Origin of the sequence: Planctobacterium marinum, from assembly GCF_036322805.1 — a bacterium.
GTDB classification, from domain to species: Bacteria; Pseudomonadota; Gammaproteobacteria; order Enterobacterales; family Alteromonadaceae; genus Planctobacterium; species Planctobacterium marinum_A.
This window is the reverse complement of sequence record NZ_AP027272.1, coordinates 689671-711597: the sequence shown is the minus strand read 5'-3', so window position 1 is coordinate 711597 and position 21927 is coordinate 689671. Positions and strand designations below refer to the sequence as shown.

Genomic DNA, 21927 nt, shown 5'->3' with positions numbered 1-21927 from the left:
GGCGAATTATGCTTAAACAAAGCGCATCAACCCCTCAAAAATAAGATTTTCATTTACTTCAATATCGTCGAATTCAGAGAGATCTAATAAGGATATTCCCCCACCACACACCAAAATTTTTAATTTTGTAGAATACTCTTCAGCGCATTTAATGCCTTCTTTGAGTAGACCATTAACTTGGGCACGACAACCGAAATTGACACAACTCTCGGTATTATCACCAAACGCATTGTGGTTTGGGTAATCCGCATTGCCAAACACATTTGCGGTTTTCTGAAACAATGCGCTTTTCGCCAGATCAAAACCAGGCGCTATCCATCCACCTAAGTGCTGCTTGTTGTGCACTAAGTCTAACGTCATTGCAGTACCAATACTCATCACCAAAATTGTGTCTTCCGGGCGAGCTGCGGCGGCCAAGATCATCATCCAACGATCTACCCCCAAGGTTTGGTAGTTTTCATAAGCACAGGCGGTACCAAAAGCACTTTCAGAGGTAGTGACTTCTCTAAACCGAATTTGTTTGTCAAAACAGTACTGCTGTAGATTTTCGCTATAGCTTTGTGCACGAACGGAAACCAGTAGAACACGCGAGATTTTATTTGTGTTGATCAAGTCTCTATCCCGCAACGGATCGCCTAATCGAATCGTTTCACCATTAGCTTTAACTACGCATGACTTTACTGACGTATTGCCAGCGTCGACCAGTAACAGATTACGCGCTTCGGACACTAATTTCCCCTCCAAACAGCTCCTTCGTTTTAGTGATGCCGTCTTCCATTACCTCAACGACTAGTGCCCCTGAAGAAGATATGCCTCTAGATACACAGCTAGTTTGATTCTTACCGTTAATCACTAATATCTCTTTGTCTCTGAAATGATCATGAGCCTCCCATTCCGAAACAAAAGGCGAGAACCCCTCTGTGGCAAATTCGGAAACGATAGTCCTCAAATTGTTGACGAAACTCGCTGTTAAGCGATTGATGTTGATAGCATCTGAAGTATTGGACTGCAAATCTGTCCAGGGCTGATCGATTCCTTCAACTTGCGGCATATTCACATTAAGTCCAATACCGATGATCGCATCACAACTACCATCAGGGTTTCCGGAAACTTCAACTAAAGTGCCACTGACCTTTTGTCCATTAATATATACATCATTCGGCCATTTGAGTGTAACGGGTAGTTTTACAAGGGGCTTGATGGTTCTTACTGTAGCCACACCTATTGCTAAACTGAGTCCTGATAAGCTTTGAAAACCCAATTGGAAGCGCCATTTCATTGTCAGGTAGAGGTTACTGGCAAACGGCGATATCCACTTTTTACCCTGTCTGCCCCGACCCTGTTTTTGACCTTGAGCAATACATACAAAACCATCCTCCAGGGTAGATACTCTCTCTTTTACGAAATCATTAGTTGAATCAATTAAAGATTCAACACACAGCAACGATGACTGCTTATTCGCCAGGCCCTCTATGACTTGAGATTTCTCGATTAAAGTCACTTCCCTTCCTAATTTATAACCGCTGCGCTGTACGGAAAAGATATCGACTCCGTACTCCTGTAGTATTTTCACTTGTTTAGCAATAGCTGTGCGAGAAACGCCAAACCGCTGCGCCAACTCTTCTCCGGATACAAAGTGTTTTGTTGATAGCTGATTCAGCAAATGTCCAGGTTCAATCTTACTCATAGCTTTATAACGCCTTGCTTTCCAATGAGTAGCACTTCATTCTCCAGTTTTACCGAGAACAGTGAATAAACTCTGTCTCTTATTTCATGTACGAGTCTCAATAAAGCTCTACCGCTACCCGAACCATAGTTGATAATAACAAGTGCATGTTTTTCGTAAGTGCCAATCCCATCCATTTGTTTGCCTTTCAGACCCGCGTTTTCTATTAGCCACCCAGATGATAACTTACTGTAGTGTTCATCAATCTCATAAACTGGCATGGACGGGTATTGCTGTTTAAGGCCGTTTGCTTGTTGACGACTGACAATCGGATTCTTAAAGAAACTGCCGGCGTTCGGCAATATATTGGGATCTGGTAGTTTTGACTGGCGAAGCTCAATAACCCTCTGCATCAAGGTTAAGGGTGTTAGTTCGCCATTGATATCTTCAAGGCCATTGTACTTCTGGACAGGGCACCAGTTTTTATCTAAACGAAGAATGATTCTGGTTATTAGCAAATGGCGGTTTTGGCTTTGTTTAAATAAACTATTGCGATAATCAAATCGGCATTCATGATTTTGATAGCGTTTTTGCGCCCCTGTTTTAACATCATAGCTTTCCACAGCATAACAAACATCCTTAAACTCGACTCCGTAAGCCCCGATATTTTGGACGGCGGCTGCACCGCAGGATCCCGGAATTAATGCCAGGTTTTCTAATCCACCAATTCCTCTTTTTACACAACGTACAACCAGGTCATGCCAAACCAAACCCGCTCCAGCTTCCACTAACCAATAACCCGGCTGATCGATTATTTTGACAGATTCGTCTTGGTAGGTGAGGATATCGCCGTCGTAATCTTCGACAAAAGCGACGTTACTTCCTCCACCCAAAATTAAGCATCTGTCCAGGTCCAAATTGAGATGACTAAACTCTTCAATGCTTCGCACTGTATATAAGTTATTGCAGTGAGCGTCTAACGCCAGTGTATGTCGGGGTTTCAGGTTAACCAAGGATTGTTCTCAAATGCAGTAATGAGCTACAAGTTTAAAGGCACAAATAGCCAGATCAAGAACTTGATTTATTTAACTGATAAAAATCATTTTAAGGAACGGGAACCAGCGACAAAAATGAAAGTCGGATAAGTATTAACTCATTTTCAATTAAACTATTATGAACAAAATAATCTTGGCCTCTGCGTTTATTCTGATATCGACTGGATGTAGTAATCGAGCAATGTATGAAAGTTTACAATCTCATGAGCATCAAAAATGTATCGAAGACTCAACTATCCATATCCAAGACTGTGAAACAATAAAAGAACAGTCCTATGATGAATACAAGAGGTTAAGAGAGCAACAAGTGAGTAAAGACAATTAGCAAGAAAAGTCTACTTGCCTTAGGGTTTTGCTAAGATTTAAACATTTAGATCTGAGCTAACTGCGTTCAATTTCTTCAGTTAGCTCATCAATAGTAAATTAGCGTTACATAAATGGCTCTTTGTACAAGATAATCACTGCAACCACTAATATTGCTAAAGAAATGAATACCTTGATTGAATCATTTAGTACCTTTGAAACTGCATCAGACATGTATACCTCACATGAAAAAAACCGTTTTCAGAGCGCAATATTAATCCTAAATGAAGTCCTCAGCACTAAATTAATATCATTGAAATTCAATATCTTACATGGGTTTGTGTGAAGATTCTTCTACTTAGTAACGACACATCTTAATAAACGCTGATTGTGATATTATGCCGGATCTGACCCCGTATGCTGGCAGGTGATATTGTAGGTTCGGCTTTAGCCGGACAAAGACGAGGACTTGTAACTAATTTGTCGAGATAAATCTCGACCTACAAGTGTGTCTTACATGGGGGTGAAGCCCGTCTCGGACGAAGCGAATATCTGGAGCTTTGTCAGGGCTGAACGACCCGACAAGGATGCCGGGGCTGTGGCACACATGGATGTGTGACATTAGAACAACGCAGGAGCAGTTGTCGAGAAGCCCCTTCAGGGACGATTGTTACTCGTGCTCTAATCAGAACAATCATGCTGAAGCTTTCCAGATGGGTTAGGTATCTCATCTAGATTAGCGCAGCTAATCGCTATTTAGGGGAAGGGCTATCCGCTTGTATTGATACAACAGCAACACTTTTCAGAATCGCAAATGCAAAAAAGGGCTACCCTTTCGGATAGCCCTTTCTCTAACCTGGAGCCTGGCGGGATGCGACCGCCATGGATGGCGGCAGTGTCGAAGGATTGTAGGGAACAATCCCGACCTACTTTATTCGTCTCATCCCTGAGACTCTCCCCTTCGGGGCCGTGCTAAAGCACGTTCAAATTTGTTCCAGACAAATTTGTCACATGGGGGTGAGGCTGGATTCTTTAGGCGCGCAGCGCCGCCCAGCCGAACGACTGCACATGGATGTACAGGCTGGATGCCCTCACAGGGACGCTTGTACCCCGTACGCTAATCAGAAAGATAATATAAAAGCATTCCCGATAGGTTAGGTTTCCCCATGAGGTAGCACGGTAAGTTCTATTTAGAGAGGAGGCTACCCGACATGAACGCCAGGAATGATAATGTTTACTGCCGCAGAAACGAAAAAAGGCCACCCAACTGGGTAGCCTTCTTTCTAACCAGGAGCCTGGCGGTAGCGACCGCCATGGATGGCGGCAGTGTCGAAGGATTGTAGGGAACAATCCCGACCTACTCGAGCATGGGGACATTTCACCGCAAGTAGTGACACCAACCTTCGATTTGATGAAGGGTTACCTTGGATAAAAATAAATGAGCTGGTCTGAATAAATCGCAGGCAATAAAAAAGGGTTACCTTACGGTAACCCTTCTTCAAATTGGGAGCCTGGCGGTGTGCTACTCTCACATGGGGGTGAAGGTGGATTCTTTAGCTGCGCAGCAGCGCCCGCCTGAACGACTCGCCATGGATGGCGAGGCTGGATGCCCCTTCAGGGACGATTGTTACTCGTGCTCTAATCAGACAATAAGTAAAGCCATGTTCAACAATGGGTTAGGCATCTCTTGTAGATTAGCGCAGCTAATCACTATTTAGGGGAAGGGCTATCCGTTGATGCTGATACAACACCATGACTTTTCGGAATCGCAAATGCAAAAAAGGGCTACCCTTTCGGATAGCCCTTTCTCTAAATAGGAGCCTGGCGGTGTGCTACTCTCACATGGGGGTGAAGGCGGATTCTTTAGCTGCGCAGCAGCGCCCGCCTGAACGACTCGCCATGGATGGCGAGGCTGGATGCCCCTTCAGGGACGATTGTTACTCGTGCTCTAATCAGACAATAAGTAAAGCCATGTTCAACAATGGGTTAGGCATCTCTTGTAGATTAGCGCAGCTAATCACTATTTAGGGAAGGGCTATCCGTTGATGCTGATACAACACCATGACTTTTCGGGATCGCAAATGCAAAAAAGGGCTACCCTTTCGGATAGCCCTTTCTCTAAATAGGAGCCTGGCGGTGTGCTACTCTCACATGGGGAAGCCCCACACTACCATCGCCGCTAATACGTTTCACTGCTGAGTTCGGAATGGATTCAGGTGGTTCCGTATCGCTATGGCCGCCAGACAAAACTGGAAACAAACTTGGAAATTCTGATAAATCGTGTATGAGGGTAAGCGCGTCTTACTCTTAACATAAGCAAGTGCTTGTTTGTCACAACACCAAATAATACCGGGTGTTGTATGATTAAGCCTCGCGGGCAATTAGTACAGGTTAGCTTAACGCCTTACAACGCTTCCACACCCTGCCTATCAACGTCTTAGTCTTAAACAACCCTTCAGGACAGTTAAACTGTCAGGGATGACTCATCTTTGGGCCGGCTTCCCGCTTAGATGCTTTCAGCGGTTATCCGTTCCGAACGTAGCTACCGGGCAATGCGATTGGCATCACAACCCGAACACCAGCGGTTCGTCCACTCCGGTCCTCTCGTACTAGGAGCAGCTCCCATCAATCATCCAACGCCCACACCAGATAGGGACCGAACTGTCTCACGACGTTCTAAACCCAGCTCGCGTACCACTTTAAATGGCGAACAGCCATACCCTTGGGACCGACTTCAGCCCCAGGATGTGATGAGCCGACATCGAGGTGCCAAACACCGCCGTCGATATGAACTCTTGGGCGGTATCAGCCTGTTATCCCCGGAGTACCTTTTATCCGTTGAGCGATGGCCCTTCCATTCAGAACCACCGGATCACTATGACCTACTTTCGTATCTGCTCGACGTGTCTGTCTCGCAGTTAAGCTAGCTTATGCCATTGCACTAACCTCACGATGTCCGACCGTGATTAGCTAACCTTCGTGCTCCTCCGTTACTATTTGGGAGGAGACCGCCCCAGTCAAACTACCCACCAGACACTGTCCACAACCCGGATTACGGGTCAGTGTTAGAACATCAAACATACAAGGGTGGTATTTCAAGGATGGCTCCACGCTATCTGGCGACAACGCTTCAAAGCCTCCCACCTATCCTACACATGTAGGGTCAATGTTCAGTGCCAAGCTGTAGTAAAGGTTCACGGGGTCTTTCCGTCTAGGTGCGGGTACACAGCATCTTCACTGCGATTTCAATTTCACTGAGTCTCGGGTGGAGACAGCATGGCCATGGTTACACCATTCGTGCAGGTCGGAACTTACCCGACAAGGAATTTCGCTACCTTAGGACCGTTATAGTTACGGCCGCCGTTTACCGGGGCTTCGATCAAGAGCTTCGCTTACGCTAACCCCATCAATTAACCTTCCGGCACCGGGCAGGTGTCACACCGTATACGTCATCTTTCGATTTAGCACAGTGCTGTGTTTTTAATAAACAGTCCCAGCCATCTGGTCACTGCGACCCCCATCTGCTTACCACGCGAAGTGTTCACAAACAGGGGCGTACCTTCTCCCGAAGTTACGGTACTATTTTGCCGAGTTCCTTCACCCGAGTTCTCTCAAGCGCCTTAGTATTCTCTACCTGACCACCTGTGTCGGTTTGGGGTACGGTTCTTATATACATACGTTTAGAGGATTTTCCTGGAAGCCGGGCATCAACTGCTTCGCTACCGTAGTAGCTCGTCTCGTGTCTCGGCCTTAGGAACCCGGATTTACCTGAGTCCCCAGCCTACGCACTTTCACGTGGACAACCAACGCCACGCCAGCCTAGCCTTCTCCGTCACCCCATCACTGTATATAAAAGTACGGGAATATTAACCCGTTTCCCATCGACTACGCATTTCTGCCTCGCCTTAGGGGCCGACTTACCCTGCCCTGATTAGCATGGGACAGGAAACCTTGGTCTTCCGGCGTGGGGGTTTTTCACCCCCATTATCGTTACTCATGTCAGCATTCGCACTTGTGATATGTCCAGCAAACCTCTCGATTCACCTTCATCCACTTACACAACGCTCCCCTACCCAGCACTTACGTGCTGCCGCAGCTTCGGTATATTGCTTAGCCCCGTTACATCTTCCGCGCAGGCCGACTCGACTAGTGAGCTATTACGCTTTCTTTAAAGGGTGGCTGCTTCTAAGCCAACCTCCTAGCTGTCTTAGCCTTCCCACATCGTTTCCCACTTAGCAATATTTGGGGACCTTAGCTGGCGGTCTGGGTTGTTTCCCTCTCCACGACGGACGTTAGCACCCGCCGTGTGTCTCCCGGATAGTACTCATTGGTATTCGGAGTTTGCATGGGGTTGGTAAGTCGGGATGACCCCCTAGCCCAAACAGTGCTCTACCCCCAATGGTATTCGTCCGAGGCGCTACCTAAATAGCTTTCGGGGAGAACCAGCTATCTCCCGGTTTGATTGGCCTTTCACCCCCAGCCACAGGTCATCCCCTAACTTTTCAACGTTAGTGGGTTCGGTCCTCCAGTTGATGTTACTCAACCTTCAACCTGCCCATGGCTAGATCACCGGGTTTCGGGTCTATACCTTGCAACTACGCGCCCAGTTAAGACTCGCTTTCGCTACGGCTCCCCTATTCGGTTAACCTCGCTACAAAATATAAGTCGCTGACCCATTATACAAAAGGTACGCAGTCACAGAACAAGTCTGCTCCCACTGCTTGTACGTATACGGTTTCAGGTTCTATTTCACTCCCCTCGCCGGGGTTCTTTTCGCCTTTCCCTCACGGTACTGGTTCACTATCGGTCAGTCAGGAGTATTTAGCCTTGGAGGATGGTCCCCCCATCTTCAGACAAGATAACACGTGTCCCGTCCTACTTAATATGTGCTTTATGTTGCTTCGTGTACGGGGCTATCACCCTGTATCGCTCAACTTCCCAGAAGATTCCACTACAACATAAACCATCGGCTGTTACCCGTTCGCTCGCCGCTACTAAGGCAATCTCAATTGATTTCTTTTCCTGAGGGTACTTAGATGTTTCAGTTCCCCTCGTTTGCTTCTGTAACCTATGAATTCAGTTACAGATGACCTAAAAGGCCGGGTTTCCCCATTCGGACATCGTAGGTTATAACGGGTTTTATCACCTTACCTACGCTTTTCGCAGATTTACACGTCCTTCATCGCCTCTGACTGCCAAGGCATCCACCGTATACGCTTAGTCACTTAATCATACAACCCCTGTATCACTCAATGTTGCCATCTTATGAACAGACGCTGCTGTTGACTGTAACTCGCCTATGTCAGATAGAGTAAAACGCTATCGTTTACCCTAAATTTTTTAAAAATACATACTTGGTTGATATCAAATGCATTACTTTTGCAATACATCAATATCGATGATTTATCAGCTTTTCCAGTTTGTTAAAGAACAGTTTAAGGCAGACCCGAGGGTCAAAAAAACCTTAACAGATAAACTTAAAAGCAAACCTATCTGTTAAGGCTTTGTCGAGCTAAAGCTCAACCTACATACAATAAAACAATCTGTGTGAACATCGAATTGAATTCAATTCGACACCTTTACGTAAGGAGGTGATCCAACCCCAGGTTCCCCTAGGGTTACCTTGTTACGACTTCACCCCAGTCATGAAACACAAAGTGGTAATCGCCCTCCCGAAGGTTAGACTAACTACTTCTTTTGCATCCCACTCCCATGGTGTGACGGGCGGTGTGTACAAGGCCCGGGAACGTATTCACCGCAGTATGCTGACCTGCGATTACTAGCGATTCCGACTTCATGGAGTCGAGTTGCAGACTCCAATCCGGACTACGACAGACTTTAAGGGCTCCGCTCCACATCACTGTCTCGCATCCCTCTGTATCTGCCATTGTAGCACGTGTGTAGCCCTACACGTAAGGGCCATGATGACTTGACGTCGTCCCCACCTTCCTCCGGTTTGTCACCGGCAGTCTCCTTAAAGTGCCCAACCAAATGCTGGCAACTAAGGACAAGGGTTGCGCTCGTTGCGGGACTTAACCCAACATCTCACGACACGAGCTGACGACAGCCATGCAGCACCTGTGTCAGAGTTCCCGAAGGCACCAATCCATCTCTGGAAAGTTCTCTGCATGTCAAGTGTAGGTAAGGTTCTTCGCGTTGCATCGAATTAAACCACATGCTCCACCGCTTGTGCGGGCCCCCGTCAATTCATTTGAGTTTTAACCTTGCGGCCGTACTCCCCAGGCGGTCTACTTAGCGCGTTAGCTTCGCTACACACAGAAATGAATCCGCATACAGCTAGTAGACAGCGTTTACGGCGTGGACTACCAGGGTATCTAATCCTGTTCGCTACCCACGCTTTCGCACATGAGCGTCAGTTTTTGGCCAGGGAGCCGCCTTCGCCACTGATGTTCCTCCAGATATCTACGCATTTCACCGCTACACCTGGAATTCCACTCCCCTCTCCAAAACTCTAGCTATACAGTTCCAAATGACTCTCCCAGGTTAAGCCCGGGGCTTTCACATCTGGCTTATATAGCCGCCTGCGTGCGCTTTACGCCCAGTAATTCCGATTAACGCTCGCACCCTCCGTATTACCGCGGCTGCTGGCACGGAGTTAGCCGGTGCTTCTTCTGTTGCTAACGTCACAGCTGACAGGTATTAACTACCAACCTTTCCTCACAACTGAAAGTGCTTTACAACCCGAAGGCCTTCTTCACACACGCGGCATGGCTGCATCAGGGTTCCCCCCATTGTGCAATATTCCCCACTGCTGCCTCCCGTAGGAGTCTGGGCCGTGTCTCAGTCCCAGTGTGGCTGATCTTCCTCTCAGAACAGCTAGAGATCGTCGCCTTGGTGAGCCGTTACCTCACCAACAAGCTAATCTCGCTTAGGTTCATCCCAGGGCGAGAGCCGAAGCCCCCTTTGGTCCGTAGACGTTATGCGGTATTAGCCATCGTTTCCAATGGTTGTCCCCCACCCCGGGGCAGATCCCTAAGTATTACTCACCCGTCCGCCACTCGTCAGCGAAGTGCAAGCACTTCCTGTTACCGTTCGACTTGCATGTGTTAGGCCTGCCGCCAGCGTTCAATCTGAGCCATGATCAAACTCTTCAATTAAAATCGAAAATATAAATTTTTTGGGTCGACATCAAAATCAATCGATGCCCACACAGATTGTCTTATTGCTGATTGTTAAAGAACGTTGCCGTTTCCGGCTGCTTGAGTCTCTCCTCAAGCGGGATGCGCATTCTACACTTCCCTTTGTGACTGTCAACATTTTATTTGAATTTATTTTTTCAAGTAACTTGTTAAAGTCCGCTTCACTAAAGGCCTGTAGAGTTTTTACGCAATTCAGTTTTTGTGCCTTTAGCAGCTGCTTCCGAGTGTTTCCCCCTGAAGCGAGCGCGCATTCTCAGACATCATCTTCACGGTCAACACTTTATTGCAGATTTTTTAGATATTTATTTCAACTGCTGAGTTTTTAATCTGTTATTGATCTTATTGTTAACATACTGTTTAATTTGAACACTTTTTTTTACAATTTGAACTTTTAGCCGATACAACAGTCATATATTGGCTAAAGGTTAAAATTAAAAGAGATCTTCAAATGAAACTCAGAATAATAAGTGCGTTATTAATATCCATGGCTGGAAGCACACACGCATTTGAAGGGAATACAAATGACTCTTTTTACGTAACGTCAGAATTTATAAATAAACAAGTCCAACAAAACATGTCGGTAGGGCGGGCAGTTAAAAGTGTAGTTGAACACTATCCGCTACATGCGGCCAGAATCGTTGATACCACATTGGACCTATATCCCGAAAAATATAAAGACATAGTGTATGCCGCAGTATCAGCTGCTCCCTCTCAAACCAAAGAGATTGTGGAGGTAGCGATAGATAAAGGCGTTACCAGTTGCCCTAATATTGTTGAGATAGCAATTAATGCAGAGCCCAGCTATGTCGATTTTGTAGTCCATGCTGCCGCTAATACCACACCTGATGAATTGAAGGATATTGTACGTGTTGCTGTAGTCACAGAACCCGACTCGGCAGATCGGATAGTACAAACCTTGGTAGAAACTCATCCAAACGATGTTGTCGATATTGTAAAAACTGCTGTTGGTGCCGTACCTTTTGTTGGTGAGTATATCGTAGATGCGCTGTTGGCGGTTTTCCCCGCAAAGGCAGAAGATGTCGTTACGACTGCCTTACAAGAGTCTTCTAGCAAAAAAGAATACGTACAAAAGATAATTGAATCTGCTCAGAATGCAGGCTTAAGCGAAAATACCTTGAAAGACTACGCACTTAAAGGTGGAGTAGATGAAGCTGAATTAGCAGCAATAATGAAAAACTTAGAAAAACAGTAATCTGAACAGATTTTTAAGACTTAAAACAAAAAACCGGGCTTTCGCCCGGTTTTTTTATTCTGCTACAGCTTCTTCTGAAACTGCTTCAACTTCTGCTTCTGGTCTATCTACCAGCTCAACAAAAGCCATAGGTGCGTTATCACCAGTACGGAAGCCACACTTCAAAATGCGAGTGTAACCACCTGGGCGCTCTGAAAAGCGAGGACCCAACTCATTGAATAACTTACCTACTACCTCTTTATCACGTGTACGAGCAAAAGCCAAACGACGGTTTGCAACGCTGTCTTGCTTAGCAAGAGTAATAAGAGGTTCAATTACGCGACGTAGCTCTTTAGCTTTTGGCAAAGTAGTTTTAATTACTTCGTGCTTAACTAGTGAGCTAGCCATGTTACGAAACATTGCCTGACGATGGCTGCTGTTTCGATTTAACTGACGACCACTCTTACGATGGCGCATAATATCACCCTTCTCTTTTAATCAGAAAGTTGCCTGATTAATCCTTCTCGACGATGCTTTCAGGCGGCCAATTTTCAAGGCGCATACCCAAAGACAATCCACGAGAGGCCAACACATCTTTAATTTCAGTTAGCGACTTCTTACCCAAGTTAGGGGTTTTCAGTAGCTCAACTTCGGTGCGTTGTACCAGGTCACCAATGTACTGAATTGCTTCTGCTTTCAAGCAGTTTGCAGAACGTACTGTCAATTCAAGATCATCAACTGGACGCAGAAGAATCGGATCAAACTCTGGTTTTTCTTCTTTTTCTTCTGGCTCAGTCATATCGCGCAGATCAACGAACGCTTCTAATTGCTCAGCTAAAATTGTAGCTGCGCGGCGAATCGCTTCTTCTGGGTCGATAGTACCGTTAGTTTCCATATCGATGATCAACTTGTCTAAGTCTGTGCGTTGTTCAACACGAGCAGACTCAACATTGTAGGCAATACGATCTACAGGACTGTAGGAAGCATCAACCAACAGACGACCAATTGGTCTATCATCATCTTCAGAGGAACGACGAGTAGAAGCAGGTACATAACCGCGACCTGTTTCAACTTTGATGCGCATGCTGATTTCAGAATCACCAGTTAGTGTACAAACCAAATGATCTGGGTTAGCAATCTCTACATCTCCGTCATGCTGGATGTCTCCAGCAAGTACAGGACCTGCACCTGATTTCACTAACGTTAAAGTAGCTTCAGTTTTACCTTCAAGACGCACTGCCAAACCTTTTAGGTTTAACAGGATTTCAATTACGTCTTCCTGAACGCCTTCCTTAGTGCTGTACTCGTGTAACACGCCGTCGATTTCGACTTCGGTTACCGCACAACCAGGCATTGAAGATAAAAGTATTCTGCGTAAAGCATTACCCAGAGTATGACCGAAACCACGCTCCAGAGGCTCTAAAGTAACTTTAGCGCGCGTACCAGTAACGTTTTCGATTTCTACCAGTCTAGGTCTTAGGAATTCAGTTACAGAACCCGACATATATCCTCTCTTTAACTTTTAACCTTTACTTACTGTAAAGTTCGACGATAAGTTGTTCGTTGATTTCAGCAGACAAATCACTACGCTCAGGTACACGTTTAAAGGTACCTTCCATTGCTTTCGCATCTACTTCAATCCAAGTAGGCTTTTCACGCTGCTCAGATAACTCTAATGCAGCAGCAATACGCGCTTGCTTTTTCGCTTTTTCACGAACTGATACAACGTCTTCAGCAGATACATTGAATGAAGGAATGTTTACTACTTGTCCGTTAACCATAATTGCTTTATGGCTGACTAACTGACGAGCTTCAGCACGAGTGCTGGCAAAACCCATTCTGTATACAACGTTATCTAGACGCTGTTCTAATAGTTGTAGCAGGTTTTCACCTGTGTTGCCTTTACGGCGAGCCGCTTCACCGTAGTAATTACGGAATTGCTTCTCTAAAACGCCGTACATACGACGTACTTTTTGTTTCTCACGCAACTGAACACCGTAGTCTGATAAACGACCACGACGTGCACCGTGTTGACCAGGTGCAGTTTCAATATTACATTTTGAATCAATTGCACGAACACCGCTTTTCAGGAACAAATCTGTTCCTTCGCGACGGCTTAATTTGAGTTTAGGACCCAAGTATCTTGCCATGATATTTCTCCAACAATCCGTCGATTAAACGCGACGTTTTTTCGGTGGACGACAACCGTTGTGAGGAATAGGCGTCACATCTGTAATGTTTGTAATGCGGTAACCTGCCGCATTTAAAGCGCGGATCGCAGATTCACGACCTGGACCGGGACCTTTTACAAACACTTCAATGTTTTTCAAACCATATTCCTGAGCAGCAACGCCAGCTCTTTCTGCAGCTACCTGAGCAGCAAAAGGAGTAGATTTACGAGAACCACGGAAGCCTGAGCCTCCAGAAGTTGCCCATGAAAGAGCGTTACCTTGACGATCAGTGATAGTCACGATTGTGTTGTTGAACGACGCATGGATGTGCGCCATACCATCAGCAACTTGACGTTTTACGCGCTTACGAGCACGAGTTGGTGCTTTAGCCATAACTTACTCCCCCGCTTACTTCTTAATTGGCTTACGAGGACCTTTACGGGTACGCGCATTAGTTTTAGTGCGCTGACCACGTAAGGGCAAGCTACGACGGTGGCGTATGCCACGGAAGCAACCAAGGTCCATCAAACGTTTGATGTTCATTTGAACTTCACGGCGCAGGTCACCCTCAACAGAGAATTTAGCTACCTGATCACGTAGTTTGTCCAAATCAGCTTCTGATAATTCTTTAATTTTTGTACTTTCCGGAATACCTGCTTCAGCACAAATCAGCTTTGCACGAGTCGCACCGATACCATAGATCGAGCGTAATGCAATTACAGTGTGCTTGTGTTCCGGAATGTTAATGCCAGCTATACGGGCCATTAACAGCACTCCTCTAAGTTAGTCGCCAGATAAAAAGCCCGTAAGGATACTTATCCGGCATAAAATTGCAAACTATTTCTGACTTTTGTCAGAAACGATTAACCTTGTCGTTGCTTATGCTTTGGCTCTTTACAAATCACACGCACAACACCGTTGCGCTTGATGACTTTGCAATTACGACAAATTCTCTTTACGGATGCACGAACTTTCATTTCATCACTCCGTTATGCCACTTAGCGGCCGTAGCCTTTTAAGTTGGCTTTTTTCAATACAGACTCATACTGATGAGACATCAAATGAGTTTGTACCTGCGCCATGAAATCCATAATTACCACTACGATGATTAGTAGTGATGTACCGCCGAAATAAAACTGCACATTCCAGGCGATCATCATGAACTCAGGCACTAAACAGATAAAGGTTATATAAAGAGCACCGGCCAGTGTCAGGCGAGTCATTACCTTATCAATGTACTTAGACGTTTGCTCACCAGGACGAATCCCTGGAACAAAAGCACCAGACTTTTTCAGATTATCTGCAGTTTCACGCGGGTTGAATACCAACGCCGTGTAGAAGAAGCAGAAGAAAATGATAGCCGCTGCATACAACATTACGTACAAAGGTTGACCTGGAGACAACATCAAAGAGATGTCTTGTAACCAAGTCATAGACTCGTTTTGTCCGAACCAGGTCGCGATAGTACCCGGGAACAAAATGATACTGGAAGCGAATATAGGGGGAATTACACCCGCCATATTCACCTTCAGCGGTAAGTGAGTGCTTTGCGCAGCAAAAACCTTACGACCTTGTTGGCGCTTCGCATAGTTAACGACGATACGACGTTGACCACGCTCTACGAAAACTACGAAGTAAGTTACTGCCATGACAATCACACCGATAAATAACAAGAACAACAGGTTCAAATCTCCGGTTCTGGCTTGTTCTGCGGTTTGACCTATAGCTGTCGGTAAACCTGCAACAATACCAGCGAAGATTAGAATTGAAATTCCGTTACCAATCCCTCTTTCGGTAATCTGTTCACCTAACCACATCAAGAACATGGTACCGGTGACCAGACTTACCACTGCCGTAAAGTAGAAACCAAATCCAGGATTTATTACCAAACCTGACACCAAGTTAGGTAAACCAGTCGCAATTCCTATCGCCTGGAAGATTGACAATACCAGCGTGAAATAACGCGTGTATTGGCTGATCTTACGACGACCTGCCTCGCCTTCTTTTTTCAGCTCCATCATTGGCGGATGGATTACTGTCATCAAGTTAATGATGATAGATGCTGAAATGTAAGGCATGATTCCCAGTGCAAAAACTGAAGCACGTTCCAAAGCACCACCGGAGAACATGTTAAACATCTCTACGATAGTGCCCTTTTGTTGCTCAAATAATTGAGCAAGAACGGCAGAATCAATGCCAGGAATAGGGATATAAGAGCCTAGTCTGAAAACGATGATCGCGCCCAATACGAACAGCAATCTCGCTTTAAGCTCGCTCAAACCACCTTTTGCTGAATCCAATCCTGGTTTCGCCATTTAGGTTATTCCTCTACTTTACCGCCAGCCGCTTCGATTGCTTCTCGAGCGCCTTTAGAAACCTTTAAGCCCTTAACAGTTACTGCGCGAGTAACTTCACCGCTCTTCATCACTTTAACGTGCAGCATGCCTTTTTTAACAAGACCAGCAGCTTTCAAAGTTTCCAAAGATACAGTGTCGCCTTCTACTTTAGCGATTTCAGTCAGTGTTACCTGGTCAGAAACCAAAGATACACGAGACGTGAAACCAAACTTAGGTAGACGACGCTGGATTGGCATTTGACCACCTTCGAAACCTGGTTTAACGCTGCCACCTGAACGAGACTTTTGTCCCTTGTGACCACGACCACCAGTTTTACCTAGGCCAGAACCAATACCGCGACCTACGCGCTTACCAGATTTTTTGGCTCCTGGAGCAGGAGCAATAGTGTTTAAGTACATTACTTACTCCCCTACCACTTCTACCATGTAGTAAACTTGGTTGATCATACCGCGTACCGCAGGTGTATCTTCCAGTTCACGAACATGGCCAATTTTACGTAAACCTAAGCCTTTCAAAGTAGCTTTGTGCTTAGGCAAACGACCAATAGAGCTCTTAGTTTGTTTGACTTTAACTGTTGCCATTGTCAATTACCCCATAATCTCGTCAACAGACAAGCCACGCTTTGCAGCAACTTGCTCTGGTGAGTTCATGTCAGTCAACGCTTTGATCGTTGCACGAACTACGTTGATTGGGTTAGTTGAGCCATAGCACTTAGACAATACGTTTTGTACACCAGCTACTTCAAGAACTGCACGCATTGCACCACCAGCGATGATACCCGTACCTTCTGAAGCAGGCTGCATGTAAACTTTTGAGCCTGAGTGACGACCCTTGATTGGGTGTTGTAATGTGTGACCGTTAAGATCCACTGTTACCAGGTTGCGACGTGCTTTTTCCATTGCTTTTTGAATAGCAGCAGGAACTTCACGCGCTTTACCGTAACCAAAGCCAACGCGACCGTTACCATCTCCAACTACAGTCAATGCTGTGAAGCTGAAAATACGACCACCTTTAACAACCTTTGCTACGCGGTTAACAGCGATTAATTTCTCTAACAGCTCACCACTTTGTTGAGGTTCTACTCTAGACATAATCTACTCCTAGAACTGAAGGCCAGCTTCGCGAGCTGCTTCAGCCAGTGCTTTAACACGACCGTGGTACTGGAAGCCACTGCGATCGAAAGCTACTTCTTTAATACCTTTTTCAATTGCGCGTTCTGCAATTGCTTTACCTACTGCAGTTGCAGCGTCAGTATTACCAGTAGACTTAAGATCTTTACGCACATCTGCTTCAACTGTAGATGCAGCAGCTAAAACTTCTGATCCAGTTGGCGCAATCAATTGTGCATAAATGTGGCGAGGTGTACGGTGTATCACCAAACGGTGTACGCCAAGCTCACGCATCTTAAAACGTGCACGAGCGGCGCGACGTAAACGAGATGTTTTCTTATCCATCGTACCTACCCCTTACTTCTTCTTAGCTTCTTTACGAAGTACAGCTTCATCAGAATAACGAACACCTTTACCTTTGTAAGGCTCTGGCGGACGGTATCCACGGATGTTTGCTGCAACCTGGCCAACTACCTGCTTGTCAGCGCCTTTAACGACGACTTCAGTTTGGCTAGGAGTTTCAACAGAAATACCCGCCGGCATTTCATATACAACAGGGTGAGAGAAACCCAGAGTCAGGTTCAGTTTGTTACCCTGTGCTTGCGCACGGTAACCAACACCGATTAGCTCTAACTTTCTTTCAAAACCAGTAGTTGCACCGATTACCATGTTGTTCAGTAGTGCACGAGCAGTACCTGCTTGCGCCCACGCATCATCAAAGCCTTCACGAGGAAGGACCTTAGCTGCGTTATCTTCCTGAACGATTTCAACTGCGTCGTTGAATACACGAGTAAGCGTGCCGTTTTTACCTTTTACTGTAACTTCCTGACCGTTGATAGAAATCTCAACGCCCGATTGAAGTTCTACAGGTGCTTTTGCTACACGTGACATTGAATAATCCTCCGTTACGCTACGTAGCCGATGATCTCACCACCCATGCCAGCTTTACGCGCAGCACGGTCAGTCATCACACCTTTAGAGGTAGACACAATGGCAATACCCAATCCACCCAATACTTTAGGCAGCTCATCTTTTTTCTTATAGATGCGCAGACCAGGGCGGCTGGCGCGTTCGATAGTATCGATAACGCTCTTGCCTTCGAAGTATTTCAAAGTAACTTCTAAGGTCGGCTTAACGTCGCCTTCTTTACTGAAATCTTCAATGTAACCTTCTTGCTTTAATACATTTGCGATTGCAACACGAATCTTAGAACAAGGCATAACAACAGATACTTTACCTGCCATTTGACCGTTTCTAATACGTGTGAACATATCCGCGATAGGATCTTGCATACTCATATTTGCTACTCCTTACCAGCTGGCTTTTTTCAGACCAGGGACTTCACCGCGCATCGCTGCTTCACGCAGCTTGTTACGGCTCAGGCCAAATTTGCGTAGGAAACCATGAGGACGGCCAGTGATACGACAACGGTTTTGTTGACGTGAACGAGCAGAATCTCTTGGTAGTTGTTGTAGCTTAAGTACTGCGTCCCAACGCTCTTCATCAGATGAATTAACATCGCTGATGATTGCTTTAAGTTCAGCACGCTTAGTTGCGTATTTGGCTACTAATTTTGCACGCTTTACTTCACGCGCCTTCATTGATTCTTTTGCCATAACCCTACACCTTATTTACGGAACGGGAAGTTAAAAGCAGATAACAGTGCTTTACCTTCTTCGTTTGTGTTAGCTGATGTGGTGATAACGATATCCATACCGCGCACTTTATCTACCTTATCGAAATCGATTTCAGGGAAGATAATTTGCTCCTTGATACCCATGCTGTAGTTACCACGGCCGTCGAACGACTTAGGGTTCAGACCACGGAAGTCACGGATACGAGGAATTGCGATAGAGACTAAACGCTCAAAGAATTCCCACATACGATCGCCACGCAGAGTTACTTTGCAACCAATAGGGTAGCCTTCACGGATTTTAAAACCAGCAACAGACTTACGAGCTTTAGTAACTACAGGCTTCTGACCAGCAATAAGCTGCATGTCATTAGTTGCGTTTTCTAAAACCTTTTTGTCTGTTAAAGCTTCACCCAGACCCATGTTCAGGGTGATCTTTTCTATCCGAGGGACTTGCATGACGCTCTTGTAACCAAACTCTTTAGCGAGTTGAGGAACGACTGATTCTTTATAAAAATCATGCAGTTTCGCCATCGTATTCTCCAATTAATTAAATCTGTTCACCGTTTGATTTGAAGATACGGACTTTTTTGCCATCTTCAAAACGGAAACCTACACGATCTGCTTTACCCGTTTGAGGGTTAACGATCGCTACATTTGATACATGAATAGATGCTTCTTTTTCTACGATGCCACCAGGAACGTTCAACTGTGGGTTGGGTTTCTGATGTTTCTTAACCAAATTCACACCTTCGACGATTACGCGGTCTTTGCCAGTGATAACCTTGAGGACTTTGCCTTGCTTACCCTTGTCTTTACCTGCTAAAACGACGATTTCATCATCACGACGAATTTTACTTGCCATAATCGCGACTCCTTATAGTACCTCGGGTGCCAATGAGACGATCTTCATGTTATCTGCACGAAGCTCACGGGTCACAGGACCAAAGATACGCGTACCTATTGGCTGCTTGTTAGCATTTAACAAAACAGCTGCGTTGTTATCAAAACGGATAATTGAACCGTCTGGACGACGAACGCCTTTTCTAGTACGCACCACCACCGCATTCAAGACATCACCTTTTTTCACCTTACCGCGAGGAATTGCTTCCTTAACAGTAACTTTGATGATATCGCCAATGCCTGCATAACGGCGATGCGAGCCACCAAGGACCTTAATACACTGAACCCTGCGAGCGCCGGAATTGTCCGCCACATCCAGGTTAGTTTGCATTTGGATCATGTTAGTGCTCCGCTAATTTAAGGCTCTCCCGAGCCGTTATATCGTTGTAAAAAAACAGCTTTTGCCGCTCTTTTATACATACCCCCATAAAAAGGGCGCGCAATAGTAACAGAAAAGATTCTGTAACGACAGCTTAAATTTAAAAAAAGTTTAAAATATAGGCAAATCGACTTGCGCATAAAAAAAGCCAGTGGCGAACACTGGCTTTTTATGAGGTTCTTAGCCCTTAAAGTATGACTGACTCGCCTGGTTTCAAGCTGTATTTTTCGCCCAGTACCAAAGTTGCGTTGTTTAACTTATTTGTATGTTGTCCTTTTAACTCTGCAGGAACGGAGAACTCTGAACTTTCGGCACTAGATAGGTTAACAATAACTACGCGAGATTCATCACCATTGATACTCTGCACTAACCAGACGTTTTGATTATCCACCGGGTAATAACGTATCTCTTGTGGAAACTGTAACGCCATAGACCCCTTGCGCACTGCAATCAGCTTCTTATAGTGATTGAGCAAGGAGTCGGGATTTGCCGCCTGAATATCTACAGATGCCTTACCTGAAGGTCTTTGGCTTTGCCAGTAAGGTCCCCACCAAGGCTTGTGCTCTTTAACCCAAGGGAACCACTTACCCTGATCTAACCAAAATGCGCCAGTGTCGTTAAAGCCTGCAGAGTCGGTATCCTCCCATTGCATTATGGCACGGCGATATTGATCATCCCCTGTAGTGTACTGCGACAGGCCAATCTCCTCACCATAATATAGATAGAGTGTACCCGGTGTGGTCATTAATAATGTGGCGGCGGCTTTCGCTTTGGTCCAATCTTCGCCTAAGGTGTGCATGATGCGGTTCTGATCGTGGTTGGTCAGGAAAGGCGAAAAGAAAGACATTGGCGCGTTATCTTTGCGGCTCAGTAAATTTTGCCATAACGCCTCGCGAGTGTTGTCATCTTTAGATTCATCCACGGTACCAAAGTCAGCGGTGCGTGTTCCGCCCGCATTGAGAATACCACTCACCACATAGCCAAAATCAAAATCAAAGGCTGAATGCATACCATTGCCATCATCGTAATACTTACCTATGGTTGGCATGTCAGACCAGGCTTCTGCTACCAGCATGGCATCTGGATTTATGGATTCCACATGCGCAGTAAATTGTGCCCAATAATCAATTGTGGCCTCTGTATCGCCCTGGTCAGCATCATTCCAGTCTTCAGAAACGTCCTCAATGGCATAGCGCACGGCATCAAGTCGAAAGCCATCCACACCTTTTTCCAGCCAAAAGGTGGCCATCTTATTCATCTCTTCCACTACTTTGGGATTTTCAAGATTGACATCAGGTTGTGTAGAGGCAAAAGCACCGTAATAATATTCTTGGCGGGTTTCATTCCAGTGCCACACTGCAGCGGAATCATCAACATCATCACTCCAGGCTTTACCCCAGCTAGTGGGCATTTCTTTACGCCAGATAAAATAGTCTTCATAACCGGGCTCGCGGGCAGCCGACTTTTTAAACCACTCATGACCATCAGAAATGTGATTGATCACCAGGTCCAGAATAATCTTAATGTCTTTTTCATGAGCCGCCGCTACGAATTCCTCAAAGTCCTCCATGGTGCCATAGTCAGACTCAACGTTGTAAAAGTCCTGGAAGTCATAACCGTGATAAGAAGGTGCCTCGAAGACCGGCGTCAGCCAGATCCCGTTGACGCCTAAGTCTTGTAGATAACCCAGTTTGGCAGTCATACCGTCAAAATCACCACTGCCATCACCGTCAGCATCATAAAAGGAACGGGGCCAGATTTCGTAGAAAATAGCATTTTCCCACCAATTGGAGGGACTACTTTGCAAAGCGATGTGTTTATAAGATTTTGAGGCTTCCGCTGCCTCATGCTGGCTCGCAACCACAGGTTCTTGGGGCGCTTTTGAGCAGGCGGACAAGGCAAGTACAGATGCCATGACGGCGGATAAATAACGAAATTTCATGTGATGATAACCTATCTACATTAACAACGACTTGGTTATCAGTATAAATATTAATGG

The 21927-nt window shown here is 45.7% G+C and carries 22 protein-coding genes and 3 rRNA genes; 1 reads left to right on the top strand and 24 read right to left on the bottom strand.

Annotated features, from left to right (window positions below; genetic code table 11):
* Nucleotides 1–12: 12 nt before the first annotated feature.
* From AABA75_RS03150 to AABA75_RS03125, 6 genes are all read right to left on the bottom strand, one after another.
* Nucleotides 13–729, bottom strand: a complete 717-nt coding sequence (locus AABA75_RS03150; protein WP_338291059.1) for a type III pantothenate kinase — start codon at nucleotides 727–729, stop codon at nucleotides 13–15.
* Nucleotides 713–1687: a bifunctional biotin--[acetyl-CoA-carboxylase] ligase/biotin operon repressor BirA gene (gene birA / locus AABA75_RS03145; RefSeq protein WP_338291058.1), complete on the bottom strand. Its 975-nt coding sequence runs from the start codon at nucleotides 1685–1687 to the stop codon at nucleotides 713–715. The genes AABA75_RS03150 and birA overlap by 17 nt, the downstream gene beginning before the upstream one ends.
* Nucleotides 1684–2679: a UDP-N-acetylmuramate dehydrogenase gene (gene murB, locus AABA75_RS03140; RefSeq protein WP_338291057.1), complete on the bottom strand. Its 996-nt coding sequence runs from the start codon at nucleotides 2677–2679 to the stop codon at nucleotides 1684–1686. Before murB ends, birA begins: the two co-directional genes overlap by 4 nt.
* A 2473-nt stretch (nucleotides 2680–5152) precedes the next feature.
* A 5S ribosomal RNA gene (gene rrf, locus AABA75_RS03135) occupies nucleotides 5153–5268 on the bottom strand.
* A gap of 116 nt (nucleotides 5269–5384) precedes the next feature.
* Nucleotides 5385–8255 (bottom strand): 23S ribosomal RNA (locus AABA75_RS03130).
* A gap of 353 nt (nucleotides 8256–8608) precedes the next feature.
* A 16S ribosomal RNA gene (locus AABA75_RS03125) occupies nucleotides 8609–10142 on the bottom strand.
* Together the 16S, 23S and 5S rRNA genes form the textbook arrangement of a ribosomal RNA operon.
* 490 nt (nucleotides 10143–10632) lie before the next feature.
* Here AABA75_RS03125 and AABA75_RS03120 point away from each other — a divergent pair.
* Nucleotides 10633–11397 (top strand): hypothetical protein, encoded by a 765-nt coding sequence (locus AABA75_RS03120; protein WP_338291056.1) that lies wholly within the window; start codon nucleotides 10633–10635, stop codon nucleotides 11395–11397.
* Nucleotides 11398–11451: 54 nt separating this feature from the next.
* Here the strand turns inward: AABA75_RS03120 and rplQ are convergent, their stop codons facing one another.
* The 18 genes from rplQ to AABA75_RS03030 form a co-directional block, all read right to left on the bottom strand.
* A complete protein-coding gene (rplQ, locus tag AABA75_RS03115; protein ID WP_338291055.1) occupies nucleotides 11452–11853 on the bottom strand; it encodes a 50S ribosomal protein L17 in 402 nt (133 codons plus the stop codon).
* Nucleotides 11854–11890: 37 nt separating this feature from the next.
* Nucleotides 11891–12880 carry a DNA-directed RNA polymerase subunit alpha gene (locus tag AABA75_RS03110; RefSeq protein WP_338291054.1) on the bottom strand — a complete coding sequence of 330 codons (990 nt, stop codon included), beginning with the start codon at nucleotides 12878–12880 and terminating at the stop codon, nucleotides 11891–11893.
* 25 nt (nucleotides 12881–12905) lie between these two features.
* Complete coding sequence (gene rpsD / locus AABA75_RS03105; protein WP_229531427.1) at nucleotides 12906–13526, bottom strand: 30S ribosomal protein S4; 621 nt, start codon at nucleotides 13524–13526, stop codon at nucleotides 12906–12908.
* Between the two features lie 24 nt (nucleotides 13527–13550).
* A complete protein-coding gene (gene rpsK / locus AABA75_RS03100) occupies nucleotides 13551–13940 on the bottom strand; it encodes a 30S ribosomal protein S11 (protein WP_229531426.1) in 390 nt (129 codons plus the stop codon).
* Nucleotides 13941–13955: 15 nt separating this feature from the next.
* Nucleotides 13956–14312 carry a 30S ribosomal protein S13 gene (gene rpsM, locus AABA75_RS03095; protein ID WP_338291053.1) on the bottom strand — a complete coding sequence of 119 codons (357 nt, stop codon included), beginning with the start codon at nucleotides 14310–14312 and terminating at the stop codon, nucleotides 13956–13958.
* A 98-nt stretch (nucleotides 14313–14410) separates the two neighbouring features.
* Entirely contained in the window at nucleotides 14411–14524 is a 114-nt protein-coding gene (gene rpmJ, locus AABA75_RS03090; RefSeq protein WP_338291052.1) for a 50S ribosomal protein L36, read from the bottom strand.
* A 21-nt stretch (nucleotides 14525–14545) separates the two neighbouring features.
* On the bottom strand, nucleotides 14546–15862 hold the full coding sequence (secY, locus tag AABA75_RS03085; protein ID WP_338291051.1) for a preprotein translocase subunit SecY: 1317 nt from the start codon (nucleotides 15860–15862) through the stop codon (nucleotides 14546–14548).
* Between the two features lie 5 nt (nucleotides 15863–15867).
* Complete coding sequence (rplO, locus tag AABA75_RS03080; protein WP_338291050.1) at nucleotides 15868–16302, bottom strand: 50S ribosomal protein L15; 435 nt, start codon at nucleotides 16300–16302, stop codon at nucleotides 15868–15870.
* 3 nt (nucleotides 16303–16305) lie between these two features.
* Complete coding sequence (gene rpmD / locus AABA75_RS03075; protein ID WP_229531421.1) at nucleotides 16306–16485, bottom strand: 50S ribosomal protein L30; 180 nt, start codon at nucleotides 16483–16485, stop codon at nucleotides 16306–16308.
* Nucleotides 16486–16491: 6 nt separating this feature from the next.
* Complete coding sequence (rpsE, locus tag AABA75_RS03070) at nucleotides 16492–16995, bottom strand: 30S ribosomal protein S5 (RefSeq protein WP_229531420.1); 504 nt, start codon at nucleotides 16993–16995, stop codon at nucleotides 16492–16494.
* A gap of 9 nt (nucleotides 16996–17004) precedes the next feature.
* Nucleotides 17005–17358: a 50S ribosomal protein L18 gene (gene rplR / locus AABA75_RS03065; protein WP_338291048.1), complete on the bottom strand. Its 354-nt coding sequence runs from the start codon at nucleotides 17356–17358 to the stop codon at nucleotides 17005–17007.
* A 12-nt stretch (nucleotides 17359–17370) separates the two neighbouring features.
* Nucleotides 17371–17904, bottom strand: a complete 534-nt coding sequence (rplF, locus tag AABA75_RS03060; RefSeq protein WP_338291047.1) for a 50S ribosomal protein L6 — start codon at nucleotides 17902–17904, stop codon at nucleotides 17371–17373.
* A gap of 14 nt (nucleotides 17905–17918) precedes the next feature.
* A complete protein-coding gene (gene rpsH / locus AABA75_RS03055) occupies nucleotides 17919–18311 on the bottom strand; it encodes a 30S ribosomal protein S8 (protein ID WP_229531417.1) in 393 nt (130 codons plus the stop codon).
* Between the two features lie 12 nt (nucleotides 18312–18323).
* Nucleotides 18324–18629 (bottom strand): 30S ribosomal protein S14, encoded by a 306-nt coding sequence (gene rpsN, locus AABA75_RS03050; RefSeq protein ID WP_338291046.1) that lies wholly within the window; start codon nucleotides 18627–18629, stop codon nucleotides 18324–18326.
* An 11-nt stretch (nucleotides 18630–18640) separates the two neighbouring features.
* Nucleotides 18641–19180, bottom strand: a complete 540-nt coding sequence (gene rplE, locus AABA75_RS03045) for a 50S ribosomal protein L5 (protein ID WP_338291045.1) — start codon at nucleotides 19178–19180, stop codon at nucleotides 18641–18643.
* 16 nt (nucleotides 19181–19196) lie between these two features.
* Nucleotides 19197–19511, bottom strand: coding sequence for a 50S ribosomal protein L24 (rplX, locus tag AABA75_RS03040; RefSeq protein WP_338291044.1), 315 nt, complete (start codon nucleotides 19509–19511; stop codon nucleotides 19197–19199).
* Nucleotides 19512–19523: 12 nt separating this feature from the next.
* Nucleotides 19524–19889, bottom strand: a complete 366-nt coding sequence (gene rplN / locus AABA75_RS03035) for a 50S ribosomal protein L14 (RefSeq protein ID WP_338291042.1) — start codon at nucleotides 19887–19889, stop codon at nucleotides 19524–19526.
* A 226-nt stretch (nucleotides 19890–20115) separates the two neighbouring features.
* Entirely contained in the window at nucleotides 20116–21870 is a 1755-nt protein-coding gene (locus AABA75_RS03030) for an alpha-amylase family glycosyl hydrolase (protein WP_338291040.1), read from the bottom strand.
* Nucleotides 21871–21927 lie beyond the last annotated feature (57 nt).